General features: G+C 66.5%; 11 protein-coding genes and 1 pseudogene. 11 read left to right on the plus strand and 1 reads right to left on the minus strand.

The window, feature by feature from the left end; genetic code table 11:
* Nucleotides 1–376 precede the first annotated feature (376 nt).
* Complete coding sequence (locus ACG02S_RS24120; RefSeq protein WP_394473071.1) at nucleotides 377–1,297, minus strand: AraC family transcriptional regulator; 921 nt, start codon at nucleotides 1,295–1,297, stop codon at nucleotides 377–379.
* A gap of 137 nt (nucleotides 1,298–1,434) precedes the next feature.
* Between ACG02S_RS24120 and ACG02S_RS24125 the strand changes: the two genes are divergently transcribed.
* The 11 genes and pseudogenes from ACG02S_RS24125 to ACG02S_RS24175 all read left to right on the plus strand — a co-directional run bounded on the left by ACG02S_RS24125 (nucleotide 1,435) and on the right by ACG02S_RS24175 (nucleotide 13,674).
* Nucleotides 1,435–1,980 carry a carboxymuconolactone decarboxylase family protein gene (locus ACG02S_RS24125; RefSeq protein WP_394473049.1) on the plus strand — a complete coding sequence of 182 codons (546 nt, stop codon included), beginning with the start codon at nucleotides 1,435–1,437 and terminating at the stop codon, nucleotides 1,978–1,980.
* 60 nt (nucleotides 1,981–2,040) lie between these two features.
* The gene (locus ACG02S_RS24130; RefSeq protein WP_394473050.1) at nucleotides 2,041–2,745 is read left to right on the plus strand and encodes a glutamine amidotransferase; all 705 of its coding nucleotides are present in this window, start codon (nucleotides 2,041–2,043) and stop codon (nucleotides 2,743–2,745) included.
* 467 nt (nucleotides 2,746–3,212) lie between these two features.
* Nucleotides 3,213–3,725: a sigma-70 family RNA polymerase sigma factor gene (locus ACG02S_RS24135; RefSeq protein WP_394473051.1), complete on the plus strand. Its 513-nt coding sequence runs from the start codon at nucleotides 3,213–3,215 to the stop codon at nucleotides 3,723–3,725.
* Nucleotides 3,722–4,729, plus strand: coding sequence for a FecR domain-containing protein (locus ACG02S_RS24140; protein ID WP_394473052.1), 1,008 nt, complete (start codon nucleotides 3,722–3,724; stop codon nucleotides 4,727–4,729). The genes ACG02S_RS24135 and ACG02S_RS24140 overlap by 4 nt, the downstream gene beginning before the upstream one ends.
* Before the next feature lie 135 nt (nucleotides 4,730–4,864).
* The gene (locus ACG02S_RS24145; protein WP_394473053.1) at nucleotides 4,865–7,825 is read left to right on the plus strand and encodes a TonB-dependent receptor; all 2,961 of its coding nucleotides are present in this window, start codon (nucleotides 4,865–4,867) and stop codon (nucleotides 7,823–7,825) included.
* Entirely contained in the window at nucleotides 7,815–8,924 is a 1,110-nt protein-coding gene (locus ACG02S_RS24150) for a cytochrome-c peroxidase (RefSeq protein ID WP_394473054.1), read from the plus strand. The genes ACG02S_RS24145 and ACG02S_RS24150 overlap by 11 nt, the downstream gene beginning before the upstream one ends.
* Before the next feature lie 176 nt (nucleotides 8,925–9,100).
* Nucleotides 9,101–9,397: pseudogene (locus tag ACG02S_RS24155) on the plus strand (IS630 family transposase); the annotation flags it as partial.
* 271 nt (nucleotides 9,398–9,668) lie between these two features.
* Complete coding sequence (locus tag ACG02S_RS24160) at nucleotides 9,669–10,793, plus strand: patatin-like phospholipase family protein (RefSeq protein WP_394473055.1); 1,125 nt, start codon at nucleotides 9,669–9,671, stop codon at nucleotides 10,791–10,793.
* Between the two features lie 15 nt (nucleotides 10,794–10,808).
* A complete protein-coding gene (locus tag ACG02S_RS24165) occupies nucleotides 10,809–11,741 on the plus strand; it encodes a hypothetical protein (protein ID WP_394473056.1) in 933 nt (310 codons plus the stop codon).
* Nucleotides 11,742–11,830: 89 nt separating this feature from the next.
* The gene (locus ACG02S_RS24170) at nucleotides 11,831–12,967 is read left to right on the plus strand and encodes a ComEC/Rec2 family competence protein (RefSeq protein ID WP_394473057.1); all 1,137 of its coding nucleotides are present in this window, start codon (nucleotides 11,831–11,833) and stop codon (nucleotides 12,965–12,967) included.
* Between the two features lie 98 nt (nucleotides 12,968–13,065).
* Nucleotides 13,066–13,674 carry a hypothetical protein gene (locus tag ACG02S_RS24175; RefSeq protein ID WP_394473058.1) on the plus strand — a complete coding sequence of 203 codons (609 nt, stop codon included), beginning with the start codon at nucleotides 13,066–13,068 and terminating at the stop codon, nucleotides 13,672–13,674.
* Nucleotides 13,675–13,681 lie beyond the last annotated feature (7 nt).

Below are 13,681 nucleotides of genomic sequence, written 5' to 3' on the forward strand. Positions count from 1 at the left end.
GGGAAAAGTAGCTAGACGCACATGTCTCTCATCGCGGGGATGTCAACGTCGACAAGCTGCCTGCCCCCACTTGCCGGACCGGAATTTCGGTCCGCCAGGAGGTGTGGTCACCTCGCGCTACAAAGGGTGCGGGTGCGAAACGGCAACCTTCATGTGGGGTGGGTTACGGAGTGCGCGCAGCGCTGGGTGGTGATCCCGCGCAACTGCTCTGCAGGCGAGCCAAATGCACCACAACTCGCGGCAGCCTTGCAGCCTGACGGGCGGCCTGGACGCCGTCCCCGCCGCCCTTTGTCGCACTGCCACGGGCTCCACGGCGGCCTCGTGCACCTGCAGTTTGACGGTGCACCCGGCGGAGATTGTCGGTTGTGCCAGCCTTCTACAAGGCTCGCATCCTCGCGGCGCTCTGGCTTGCACCATTGGCGCAGGCGGCGTCGTCTTGAGCGGTATCGCTCTCCAGCCATTGCCTCGGCGAGCAGCCGAGGCGCTGAGTGAAAAGACGGGACAGCGCCGGCGCGCTGGCATAACCCAGCTCATCCGCGATCTGCTTGACCTGACGGCCTTGTCGCAATTGGCTCTGCGCCAGGCTGATGCGCCAGTCCGCCAGGTAGTCGGCCGGCGGCTGGCCGACTACCGTCTTGAACGCGACAGCGAACGCACTGCGCGACATGCCGGCCTCGGCGGCCATCGACGCCAGGCTCCAGGGCGCGCCAGGCCGTTCGTGCATGGCCACGAGCGCCCGGGACAGCCGCGCGTCTTCCAGGCCGGTGAGCAGGCCCTTGGGTACGCCGGCAGCTGAGGGGTGGTCAATCAACCAGCGCATGAGCTGGATCAGCACCACCTCGAACAGGCGGTCCGCCAGCAGACGCTGGCCGCACCGCAGCCGCTCGGTTTCGCCGAACAGCAGGGCCAGCGCCTGCTCGAGCCCGTCGACCTGCGCGAGAGGCAGCACGATGAGCGGCGGCAGCGCGCGCACGAACGGGTTTCGGTCGCCACCATCGAAGTCCAGTTCCGCGCAGACGAAATCAGACCCATCGACCGGCGGGTTGCGGAACTCATGCGTCGTCGGACGTGGATAGAAGAGCAGCGTGGGCTCCGTGATGACGAGGCGGCGCGGCAGGCCTGTGCTGTTGCCGTGCCGAAGCTCCAGCTCGCCACGACGCATGACGTGCAAGAACCCCCGCCCCGGAACAGCGGGGAACTGGCTGATGCCGCACAGCGGCCCGTTGTTGAACAGGCGGGCGCGAACCTTGAAGCGCTCTAGCAGGTTGGACAGGCGGTCAATCGGCGCTGGGGCCATGGTCTGGACGAATTGGTACGCCATGAGGACGATGAGAAACCAATGGTACTGAATCGAGGCAGACACTGACAACCAGCGGATGTTTCAACGACCGCCTTCCCAACGATCCATCGCCCCCAATCCCTAAGGAATCCACCATGCCCCGCGTTCAACTGATCAACCCGTCCGAAGCCGCCGGCGAGCGCAAGCAAGTGCTTGAGCAAATCCATGGCGCATTCGGCGCAACGCCCGCGATGTTCCGGGCCGTCGCCAACTCCACTGCCGCCCTGAAGAGCATGTGGGGCAGCTTTGGCGCGCTCAGTGGCGGCGTCATCCCGGCCAAGCTGGGCGAGCAGATCGCGGTCGCCGTCGCCGACCGCAACGCCTGCGAATACTGCCTCGCCGCGCACACTGCACTGGGCCGCAAGGCCGGCGCCACCGCGCAGGAGATGACCTCGGCCCAGGCGGGCGAGTCCGCTGACCCCAAGACCGCCGCCGCGCTGCGCTTCGCGCTCAAGCTGGTCAACGATCGCGGCCAGGTCAATGATGCGGATGTCCAGGCGCTGCGCGCCGCTGGCTTCAATGATGAGGAAGTGGTCGAGATCCTCGCTCACGTCGCGCTGAACCTGTTCACCAACTACGTGAACGTGGCGTTCGCTGTGCCACTGGACTTTCCTTCGGTGAAGCTGCGCAAGGCCGTCTGACAGGAGCAACGCGCCGGCCGGTCAGTTCCCGACGCGCCAGCAACATCACGAGGACGAAACATGAAGACGGCTGTCGCGCTCAGGCACTTGGCATTCGAGGATCTCGGCCTGATCGAGCCCTGGCTGAAGCGCCGTGGCTGGGTCGTCCACTACCTTGACGTAGGCGTCGATGAGCTGTGGCGGCTTGACTTGAGCCAGGTCGACCTGCTCGTGGTGCTGGGCGGCCCGATCGGCGCGGAGGACGACGCCCTCTATCCCTACCTGGCCGACGAGGTCCGACTCATTGTCGAGCGACTGCAGAGCGGTCGACCCTTGCTGGGCATCTGCCTGGGCGCTCAGCTGCTGGCCCGCGCGTTGGGGGCCCGCTCGGCGCCAATGGGCGCCAAGGAGATTGGCTTCGCGCCATTGACCCTTGCCCCGCAAGACAGGCAGACGCCGCTCGCGCAGATAGGCGCGCAGGCCGTGTTGCATTGGCATGGCGATCAATTCGCGCTGCCCGACGGCGTTGAAAGCCTCGCTGCGACACCCCGCTGCCCGCACCAGGCCTTCATGGTCGGCGACCACGCGATGGCGTGGCAGTTCCATCTGGAAGTGGACGCGGCCCGCATCGAGCAGTGGCTGATCGGCCATGCTGGCGAGCTCAACAGTGAGCGGGTCGACGTCCACGCGCTGCGCCGGGAGGCCGCTCGCCATCGCGATGGGCTGGCCACTGCACTGGACGCAGTGATGGAGGATTGGTTCACACGGCTCAGTCTCCTTGCATGACGCGGCTGCATTGCGGCGTGCCCGGTTGGGTGATGGGCAGACATGCCGCAGACAGCATCCGGAACGATGAGCAACACCTTCCAGGCTCGGACGCACCGGTATGGCAACGGCGCTGCAACAGGGGATGGGCATATTGAGCGTTGCGTGCAGCGAGGCGGCAATGCCGTCAGTTGAGGCGGGACGTGCTGGGCAGCCGTAGCCATCCCAGCTGCCTGCTAGTCCGACCGATGCGCTTGCCAAGCGTGATTTGCAGCCGCCTGGCTCGATGCAGCCTCTCGTAGGAGTGAAGAGCGGCCATCAGGGAGGCCACGCAATGGGCAGCATCCCGGTGCGTCAGGTCCGGCGCGATCAAGAACATCCGAGCTCCCCGCCGTTAGCCCTAGAATAATGCGAATCATTCTCATTTAATGCCATGCCGTACAGCTGCTACCCGTCAATCGACGCGTCTCGCCGGCGGCCATCACGACGTGAGCGCTTCAACCCCTCTCGCACCGCCATCCATCGCCACGCTGTACGGCGATCACCACGCCTGGCTGCAGGCTTGGCTGCGTCGACGGCTGGGCAATGCAGCTGACGCGGCGGAGCTCGCACAAGATGCCTTTGTGCGCTTGCTGCGCCGGCCTGTGTCCTTCGACAGCGCGCCGCAGGCGCGTGTCTACCTGCGAACCATGGGCCAGGGCCTGTGCGTGGACCTGTGGCGCCGCCGCGAGATTGAGCAAGCTTGGCTGGACACGCTGGCGGCGCAGCCCCAAAGCCTGGCGGCGTCCGCCGAAGACCACGCGGCCGTGCTGCAGGCACTGCAGGACATCGATCGGCTGCTGCAAGACCTGTCCGCCCGCGCCGCGCAAGCTTTCGTGCTGGCCCAGGCCTGCGGCATGACGGACCAGGAAGTCGCCGACGCACTGGGCGTGTCGTCCCGCATGGTGCGCAAGTACGTCGCGCAAGCCATGCTGTTGTGCCTGCAGCTGGACATGGCATGACGGCGGACCACGCTGGCACCTCTCGCGACGCTGCCTTGCCGCATGCGGCGCTGGCCCAGGCTGCAGATTGGTTCGCGCTACTGCGCTCCGGCGAGGCCACGCCGGCTGATCAGGCCCGCTGGCACGACTGGCTGGCCGCCGGAGCAGCCCACCGGGAGGCCTGGGCCCGCGTCGAGCGCATCAGCCTGCGCTTCGTGCCGCTGCGCGACAGCCACGATCCGCAGGCCACTGTCGGTGCTCTCGCCACGGCCCGCCAGCGCCGGGCGACGCGACGCCACGTGCTGCGCAGCGTGAGCTGGCTGGCGGGCGGCAGCGTTGCCGGCTGGATGGCCTGGCGGTGCACCGAGTTGCCCCTGCTAGCAGCGCACTGGACGGCCGACCACCGTGCCGCAGGCAGCGAGCTAGCTTCTCGTGTGCTGGCCGACGGCTCTCGCATCTGGCTGGCGCCTGGTGCTGCCCTGAAGCTGCATTTCGGCACCCAGATCCGTCGGATGCAACTGCTGGCCGGCCAGCTCTTCGTCGACACCGCCCCGGACGCCCACCGCCGCTTCATCGTCGACACCCCCCAGGGCCGACTGCGGGCATTGGGCACACGCTTCCATGTGCGCATGCTCGCGGACGATCGTGCGACGCTGGCCGTCTACGACGGTGCCGTCGAGTTGCGCACGGCCGGCAGCGCCGCCGCCACTGTGGTGCAGGCCGGTCAGCAGCGCAATTTCGACGCCCATACCCTGGACGGCGTCACACCGGCGGACCCGAATGGACACGCCTGGACCCGCGGCATCCTGCTCGCCCAGGACATGTCCCTCGGCGACGTGCTGACCGAGGTTGCCCGCTACCGGCCCGGCCATCTCGCGGTGGCGCCCGAGGTGGCCGGGCTGCGGGTGCATGGCAGCTTTCCGCTGGCCAACACTGACCGGGCGCTGGCCATGCTCGCCGGCGTCCTGCCCATCCGCCTGCGCCAGCCGCTGCCGTGGTGGACGGCGGTCGAGGCGCGACGCTGAACTTTTTTCGCCGACGCGGTTCCGCTTTTGCACGGCTCATCCGATCAGGCGGGTGACCCCGTTTCTCCATCGTCGATATCTCCAGCCACCCAGCGGTGAAACGCGCGCCGCGCGCGTCCAGCTCAGGCAGCCAGCATGAGTCGCGAAGGTCCGCCCTTCAACGCCACGCCCTGCCTGACGCAGGCACTCACCGTCATGCTTCACCCGCTTTCCCTACCCCGCCCTCCTCTGCGCCCGGCGCCACTGGCGCTTGCGCTGCGCCTCGCGCTCTGCGGCGCTGCGGCACTGGCCACCGGCCACACCGCTGCGCAATCAGCGCCGCCCACGGCGACACAGGCCGGCCCGGCCCAACGCCATGACATCCCGGCCGGCCCACTTGGCGCCGTGCTGGCGCGTTTCGCCGCCGAGTCCGGCGTGCTGCTGGCTGCGCCGTCGGCTCTGGTGCAGGGGCGACAGAGCCCGGGGCTGCGCGGCATCCATTCGGAAGCGAACGCGCTGGCTTCGCTGCTGCAAGGCACGGGGCTGCAGGCGCAACGCCAGCCCGACGGCAGCTACGCCTTGCGCGAGACCGTCACGCCTGCGGTTCGGCCCGCTCCGCCAGCGCCCTCCCGGCCCACCACGCCAGTGCACCAGGAAGTAGCCGCGACCGAGGTGCCACTGGACACCCTGCCCCACGTCAGCGTTCGCGCCGCCCATGAGCCCGGCACGACGACCACCGACGCCGTCGCCATCCGCCGGCTGCCGGCACCCAACAACGATGTGCTCAGCGTGCTGCGCCAGTCGCCCAGCCTGCGCTATTCCAACGCCCGCGACAGCGCGTTGACTCAGGGTGAGCTGGCACCGCCGGAGATCTCCATCCACGGCGCCAAGCCCTACCAGAACCTCTTCCTGCTGGACGGCCTGAGCCTGAACAACGACATCGACCCGGTGTCCCGCGTGGCCACCTCGGTGGCCGACGTGCCGGGCTCGCCGCTGGGCATGCCCATCGACAAGGAACTGATCTGCGAGCTGCAGCTGCTGGACAGCAGCATCAGCGCCGAGCATGGCAACTTCCAGGGCGGTGTCGTCAAGGCCGAGCTGTGCGAGGCGCGTGCGGCCCTCGCCGGTCGCGTGACGCTGAAGCTGGCGCGCAGCGCTTGGCAGACGCTGTACGTGGACCCGGCCGAAGCCGCTGCACTCGAACAGTCCACCAATGAAGACCGCCAGGCGCGCTGGGACAAGCAGTTCTGGACCGTTCAACTCGAAGGCCGGCCGACGGCTGAGCTGGGCATCGTGGCCCAAGGCAGCTATGCCAAGTCCAAGATCCCGCTGCGTGGCTATGCGGCCAGCATGACGCCGACTGACGAGACCCTCACCGCGAAGGAGCAGCGCCGCACGCAGCGTGACGGCATGGTCAAGCTGACCTGGCGGCCCGATGCGCAGACCAGCGCTTGGCTGAGCGTGCGCGAGCAGCCGCTGGCCGATCGCTACTTCATCGTCAACGGCCGCAACTCCAACTTCGAGGTGCAGGGCGGCGGCCGTGCGGTGACCACCGGCGCGCAGCATGTGATGGGGGACTGGACACTGCGCCACGACCTCAGCTTCACCGAGGTGAGGCAGTCGCGCCGCAGTGACGCGGACGTCTTCCGCGTCTGGTCCTGGTCGGCCACCGACAAGAACTGGGGCGACGGCACGCGCGGCACCTCCTCGATCAGCACCGAGGGCAGCTGGGGCGACATCGATTCACGCCAGCGGGACGCGGCCTACAAGCTCAAGCTGGCCCGCAGTGCGCCCATCGAGGCGCTGGGGGGCCAGCACCGGCTCAGCGCCGGGCTGGACTTGTCGCAGCGCGAGGCCTTCTACGCGCGGCCCGAGGCGCTGGTGGCCTACATCGGCACCACGGCCTACCGCGTGGCCACCAGCACCTGCACCTCGCCGCTCGGCGTGGTGGACACGGAAGGCTGCTCGCTGGCACCGTCGGCACGCTTCCCGACCAGCGGGCAGTTCTGGCGCTACCGCGACGTGTACCGCGCTGGCAGCTTCGATGTCCAGGCCGGCCAGTACGCGCTGTGGCTGCAGGACGCCATGCGCTGGGGCGCGCTGAACGTGCGCGCCGGCCTGCGCGCCGACCGCGATGAGCTGGCCCGCACCGCCGTGCTGGCACCGCGCCTGTCGGCCACCTGGGCCTTCGGACCCCGCCGCGCCACCGAGCTGGATGCCGGCCTCAACCGCTACTACGGCCGCAGCCTGTTCGGCATGGTCGTGCGCGAGAAGCAGGCCACGCTGCAGACGCAAGAGCAGCGTCGCGCCAGCGACTGGGCCTGGGTGAGCAGCGGCCAGTCGCTACCGGCGAACCGGCTCAAGGACCTGGACGTGCCCTACGACGATGAGTTGCGCCTGGGCGTGCGCCACCGCTTCCTGGGCGGGCTGACTGTGGCCGGCAGTTGGGTGCACCGCGAGGCGCGCGACCAGATCACACGCGTGCGCGAGCGTGACACCAGCGGCAACTACGCCAACAACCAGGCCTACTCGTATCAGAACAACGGCCGCGGCTCGGCCGACACGCTGTCACTGGAGATCTCGCCGTGGCGGCCCTTCAAGGCCCTGGCCGGCACGCATGGCTGGCAGGTCTCGGTGGGGCAATCCAAACGGCGCAGCAACCACAACACCTACGACGACACGCTGACCGACGCCCAGGCCGACGAACCCATCCTCTACCGCGGCCAGGTGATCCGCTACGGCGACCGCCCCGTCGAGAACTTCAATGCGCCCTGGGCCGCGCATGCCCAGCTGCAGAGCGAGTTCCCGGCGGCCGACATCGCGCTGGTGCAGACGCTGCGCTGGCAGGGCGGCTACCAGCGCGTGGTCGACACCGGCCGCACCGAGACGCGCGACGGCGTGGCGCTCGCGGTGCATGAGCTGACGCGCTTCCCGGCCACGCTGTCCTGGGACGTCTCGCTGCGCTGGGAGCCGCACCTGGGCCGCCACCGGCCCTTTGTGCAGCTGTCGGTCAGCAACCTGAGCAACCGGCGCAACGTCATCGCGATCAGCGCCACCGGCGTCGTCAGCTACGAAAGCGGCCGCGCCGCCACGCTGCAGGTGGGCTATGGCTTCTGAGTGCTCGCGAAACCTGGCCGCGCTGGGACTGCTGCTGGCCAGCATGCTGCTGGCCCCGGCGGCCCGCGCCGACGACTGCGCCACGGTGCTGGCCCAGGGCGCCGGCACGGCGGCCGACACCCGCTGCGTGGAGCAGGCCTACCGGGCGCCGCGCACCGATTGGCCCGCGCCGAATGTGGATGCTGGCGTGAAATGGGAGGAGCTCGGGCCCAGGCCCCAGCTGCCGGCCCAGCCACCGGCACTGGTGGCGCTGGGCGAGCAACTCTTCCATGACCGGCGCCTGTCCCGCGCGCAAGACATCAGCTGCGCGAGTTGCCACGCGCCGCACCTGGGGTTCGGCGACGGTCGCCGCTTCGCCGCCGGCCATGAGGGCCAGCTCGGGGCGCGCCACTCCCCCGGCCTGTGGGGCGTGGGCCTGGTGCCGCAGCTGATGTGGGACGGCCGCGCCGACAGCCTGGAGGCCCAGGCGCTGCTGCCCATCGTCAACCCCGTCGAGATGGCAATGGACCTGCCCGCGCTGCTGAAGCGGCTGAACACCGAGACCGACTACCCGCAACACTTCGCCCGCGCCTTCGGCGGCCATGGACGGACGCTGGCGGTGACGCTGACCCGTCTATCTAGCGCATTGGCCACCTACCAACGCACGCTGCAGGCGCCGCGCACGCGCTTCGACGAGTTCATTGAAGGCCGCACGCAGGCGCTGACCACGCAGCAGCTGCGCGGCCTGCACCTGTTCCGCACCAAGGCGCGCTGCATGAACTGCCACAGCGGCCCGCAGTTCACGCAGCACGCGTTCCACCAGATCGGCATCAGCCTGCTGGGCCGGCCCGCGCAGGATCTGGGCCGCCAGGCCGTCACGCGCCGCGCCGAGGATGCCGGCGCCATGCGCACGCCCAGCCTACGCGGCGTCGCGCGTACGGCGCCTTACATGCACAACGGCCTGCTGCCGCAGCTGCGCGGCGTGCTGGACCTCTACAACGCGGGCCTGCCCCAGCCCCGCAACCGGCCCGACATCCCGCCGCCCTCACCACTGATCAAACCACTGAAGCTCACGCCGGACGAGATTCAGGCGCTCGAAGCCTTTCTCAGAACCTTGTGAGCCGCAGTGCACGAGCAGGTGGCACCGGCGATGCACTGCTGGTCGGCATGGACAGTCGATCTCAGGGATCTGGCACCTCAAGCCGAGCCCTCTGTCATGTTGCGAGGTGCGCGACTCTCAAGCCAGCTGTCCACCAACACAGCCGTCCCGCAGTCAAGGCTTGATCGGTGCCATTAGAGATTCACGTCATCTGCGACAAGGTCGGCAGCCACAAGACCGGCCTTGTCGACGCGTTTCTGGCCACGCACCCGAACGTGCAGACCCACTACACGCCCAACAACTCGTCATGGCTCACTCAGGTCGAGAGCGGGTCCCAACGCATCCAGCGCGACGTGATCAGCCGTGGCGTCTTCACCTCGATCTGGGACTTGGACAAGAAGCTCATGCGCTACATCCGCCAGCGCAACAACAACCCCGAAACGCTGCAGTGGAAGTGCGCCAACCCCAGGCGCCGACACCACCAATTCTCCTGATTCAGTGGATACAGGCCAAGGAACTTGGCCGAGGGTTCTCACAAGTTGACGAAGCGGCCCCATGGTCATGCCCCCTCAATCGGCGGGGCGTTGGTGCTGAATACCCTATCCCCAACCCAATGCCACCCATCCTCAAATGTGAGTATGGGCAGGCGAAAAGCGCTGAACACAGCTGCCTGCCCGCCCCTCGCCGCATCAAACTGCTGCTGTGCTGACCCAGCGCGCTGATGGCGGCGCAAAGACCGTGACAGCGTGTCGGTGAGGAGGCTTCATGCCAAAGGCAGCAACATCGGATGAGATCGGACTTGCATTGTCGGGCGGAGGTTTTCGCGCCACCTTGTTTCATGTGGGCAGCCTGTGGCGGCTCAATGAGTTGGGCTGGCTACCAAAAGTCAATCGCTACAGCAGCGTGTCTGGCGGATCGATCACGGCGGCGTTGCTTGGCCTGCGGTGGCACGAATTGCAGTTCGATGCGCAAGGGATATCGCCGCACTTCGTATCCAAGATCGCCACGCCCTTGCGCACCTTCTGTTCAAAGGGCATTGACGTCAGCGCCGGCCTGGAGGGATTGCTGTCCTTCCACAGTTCCATCAGCGACAAGGTCACCGAGAAGTACGCCGACGGCCTGTTCGGCAACGCCACGCTACAGGACTTTCCCAAGGGAGCTGGCGCACCCCGGTTCACGCTCTATGCAACCAATCTGCAGACCGGATCCAGCTTCCGGTTCTCGCAACCGTTCCTGGCGGACTATCGCATCGGCATGATCGAGAAGCCCACGCTGTCTCTCGCCAGTGCCGTCGCAGCGTCCAGCGCGTTTCCGCCGGTGTTGTCACCGGTGATTCTGAAGTTCCCAGCCAACGCCTGGAAGCCACTTGAGGGTGCCGACTGCTTCTCTGATGAACTTGTGGAACTGCGCACCCAGGTCTCGCTCACGGACGGCGGCGTTTACGACAACCTGGGATTGGAAGGGATCTGGGACCGCTGCGGCACCGTCCTCGTCAGCGATGCCGGGGCGCCCCTGGACGTGGTCCCCTCTGCGGCCGCGGCGTGGACTGAGCAGTCACTGCGCGTCATGGACATCGTCACCAATCAAGCGCGAGCCCTGCGCAAGCGCCGGCTTGTGAACGACTTCATCGACCAGGTCCGCAAGGGCAGCTACTGGGGCATCCGGACGCGCATCGACGACTACGGGCTCGCCTCTGCATTGATGAAGGACTCCAAGAAGTCGGATGGCCTCTGCCAGATCCGCACACGACTCAACACCTTCACGGCCCAGGAGCAGGGATACCTGATCAACTGGGGCTACGCACTCGCAGACGCAGCGATGCGCAAGCACGTGGTGCCCGGCGTTGCGTCCACCCCGCAGTGGCCGGTACCCGAGTTCCATCTCGGCTGAACGCAGGGCCCACCTATGGATCAAAACGAAGAGCTCAAGAACAAGGCCGAGCCGGTGAACCTGGCCGAGGTCAAGGCGCTGCTGCAATACGCCACCGATCAAGGGCTCGACCCTCAGGGAACCATCACGCGACCGCTCATGGATGCGGTCCAGACGTACGAATTCGGCACCCTGCCACCCACGACCTTGCAAAGTGCCGACGATGAAGGACCCGAACGGGGCGCAACGCGGGAAGCTGGAAGGCAGTCGCGGACCGACATCATGGTTCGCTACGGCCAGCTGACGGAGCTCACCAAGCCGGTCACGGGTCGCAGCGTGATGGACACGGTGGGCCCGTCGTGGAAGCTGCTTTGGCCGCTCTACCTGACCTGCGCGGTCATCCTTGTGCTGGTGCTCGCCAACGAGTCGCTGAACCTTTGGATTGGCGAGGATCCTGAGCCCGAGGATTTGGCACCAGCCGTGTGGATCGTCAACTTTCATCGCTATGTGCTGGAGGTCCTGGAGCCCTTCCTGTGGGGCGCACTGGGATCCTGCGTCTATCTGCTCAAGCGCCTGTCCGACTTCACGGAAGCTCGCTGCTACGACGAGACCATCTCCAGCGGCTGGGCGACACGCATCCTGCTGGGTGCCATCCTGGGTGGCGTCGTTCAGGTCATCTATGACCCCACCACTTTCACGGCGGGCGGACTGCAGTTGAAGGCCGGCGCGCTTGGCTTCCTGACCGGTGTCGGCGTGAAGGTCGTTTACGGGGCCATCGAGAAGACGATCAGCGTGCTGGGTGAGAAGTTGAACCTCGACTCCGTCCGCAAGGTAGATCCGGGGTCGGATGCGATCCGCATCTTCCTGACCAAGCAGTTGGCACGGGAAGAGATCCAGAACGATTTGATGCGCCGCGACTTGATCACCGGCATGCTGACCGATCTGAAGACCACCGGCAAGGAAAAGTGAGCGTGATGGCCACTGCGCAGCGGCCCAGGTGCCTATCGCGTCGGCACAGCCTGCGAGCCGTCGCCACGGGGCTGCTGTGCGGTCTGGCGATGTCCCTGGTCCAGGCTCAGTCCAAGCCCGCGACGCTCGCCCAGCCGAAGCCCCAATCCAAGCCTGCAGTCGCCGCAACGGCCGCAACGGTCAAGCAGCTGCAGATCCACTACATCAATGTCGAACAAGGCGGCGCAACACTGATCGTCGGCCCCAACGGCACCAAGATCATGTATGACTTCGGCAATCTGCCGGGCGGCAAGAACATCGGCAAGTACCTGCGGGAGAAAGTAGGCATGCGCGAAGGTGACCCCGTTCACTATGCAATCGTCAGCCACGCCGACAAGGATCACTACCTGGGCTACAAGCATTTCGTCGAAAAGGACGGCTTCAACGTCTCGATCGCGAACTACGAACCCGGCACGACGAAGTCCATCTCGAGAACCATGAAGTCCCATTGGCTCGATCCGGCGCAGAAGACCTGGGCCAAGAAGTTCAAACCCATCCCCGTGGGCCTGCGCATCGCCCTGGGTGACGGCGCCGAGGCCCATGTCGTGGCGGCCAACGGTGTCGTCCTCGGAGAAACCACCTCGCCAGCGGTGCGCAACGAGAACGACCGCTCCATCGCGCTTTTCATACGCCACGGCAACTTCTCGTACATCCTGGACGGCGATCTCGGGGGTGGCAACGATCCCTGCACGGACCACCAGACGAGCCAGAAGAAGATCCAGGAACGGGTCGCCCGGGCGCTGGTGGCGCATGACTTGATTCCAGAAGGTCGCGGCGTGAGCGTCATGCATGTGGCCCACCACGGCAGCGAGAGCAGCACGCCCAGCGGCTACTACAACGCCATGCAACCCGAGGTCGCCGTCATCAGCGTCGGCGACAACCAGGGATCTTTCCTCCACCCCAGGGAGGACGTGATCGACAAGGTGCTGCTGCAAACGGTCAAGGTGAGTTGCTCACTCGTTCCACCCGTCAAGGCGGTATTCCAGACCAGCGAGGCAAGGCCCAAGGAACCCTGTTCCAGTACCGGTTGCATCAGCACCAAGGGCCTCGTGGCGGGCTCCTTCGTCATCACGACAGATGGACGCAACGGCTATGACATCAAGACTGAGAAGGCCGTGAAGCACGGCAAGGACGTCAAGGCGCAAGCCCCGCCAGAGTTGCTCTGGCATTTTGATTTTCCGAAGTAGCCATCGTCGGGATTGCCTTGCTGATCGGCCGCTACATGGTGTGGGGGACTTTCCGGACCGCCACATCGCCTCTTTGAACTGAAGGGTGTCAGCAGCTCATGAACTCACCATTCCCTCAGCTCCACGCGCCGCTCTTCGTGCTGGTGGTATTCGGTACGCTGGTCGTTGCGCGCCTCGAAGCCTTGCTGATCCCGATGGACTTCTACTTCACATTCGAGTCCCTCTTCTCCGACCGTACGGCGCACAACCACGTCCTTGCCCTGCTGGCCAAGACCGCACCGCCGCTCTTGGTAGGCCTTGCGGCTGGCCTGTACATCGTTGGCTGGTCCGGACCCAAGGGTGGGCGTGGGGTCAGGTCCAGCCTGGCACGCCGCATCAGGGGCCTGTATTCCCCCACCTTGTTCGCGGCCGGCTTCTTCGCTTCGCTGCTGTCCGCATGGCCTGCGATGGTTTACTGGGATCTGCTGGCCAGTCCTGCCGTCGCCCATCTGAAGCCTGCATTCCTGGGCTTGTATGCGGTGTACATGCTGGCATTCGGCTATGTGACGGTACTGGGGATGCTGTTCGGCATCTATCTCTTTGAGCACTGGGCAGCTGGCCCGCCCGGCATTGAATCGGTGTCGATGAAGGAACTGGCACGCGTAGGCGGGCTTTGGCTGCTGAACTCCAGCCTGGCCTCCTTTGCCATGAAAGCGATCACGTCATGATGCGATT

Source organism: Pelomonas dachongensis (genome assembly GCF_043555865.1).
Lineage (GTDB): Bacteria > Pseudomonadota > Gammaproteobacteria > Burkholderiales > Burkholderiaceae_C > Pelomonas > Pelomonas dachongensis.

Excerpts from the sequence above, each read along its gene's own strand:
- ACG02S_RS24165 (WP_394473056.1), top strand. The coding sequence starts at position 10,809 with ATGGATCAAAACGAAGAGCTCAAGAACAAGGCCGAGCCGGTGAACCTG.
- ACG02S_RS24125 (WP_394473049.1), top strand. The coding sequence starts at position 1,435 with ATGCCCCGCGTTCAACTGATCAACCCGTCCGAAGCCGCCGGCGAGCGC.
- ACG02S_RS24160 (WP_394473055.1), top strand. The coding sequence starts at position 9,669 with ATGCCAAAGGCAGCAACATCGGATGAGATCGGACTTGCATTGTCGGGC.
- ACG02S_RS24175 (WP_394473058.1), top strand. The coding sequence starts at position 13,066 with ATGAACTCACCATTCCCTCAGCTCCACGCGCCGCTCTTCGTGCTGGTG.
- ACG02S_RS24170 (WP_394473057.1), top strand. The coding sequence starts at position 11,831 with ATGTCCCTGGTCCAGGCTCAGTCCAAGCCCGCGACGCTCGCCCAGCCG.
- ACG02S_RS24130 (WP_394473050.1), top strand. The coding sequence starts at position 2,041 with ATGAAGACGGCTGTCGCGCTCAGGCACTTGGCATTCGAGGATCTCGGC.
- ACG02S_RS24150 (WP_394473054.1), top strand. The coding sequence starts at position 7,815 with ATGGCTTCTGAGTGCTCGCGAAACCTGGCCGCGCTGGGACTGCTGCTG.
- ACG02S_RS24140 (WP_394473052.1), top strand. The coding sequence starts at position 3,722 with ATGACGGCGGACCACGCTGGCACCTCTCGCGACGCTGCCTTGCCGCAT.
- ACG02S_RS24145 (WP_394473053.1), top strand. The coding sequence starts at position 4,865 with ATGAGTCGCGAAGGTCCGCCCTTCAACGCCACGCCCTGCCTGACGCAG.
- ACG02S_RS24120 (WP_394473071.1), bottom strand. The coding sequence starts at position 1,297 with ATGGCCCCAGCGCCGATTGACCGCCTGTCCAACCTGCTAGAGCGCTTC.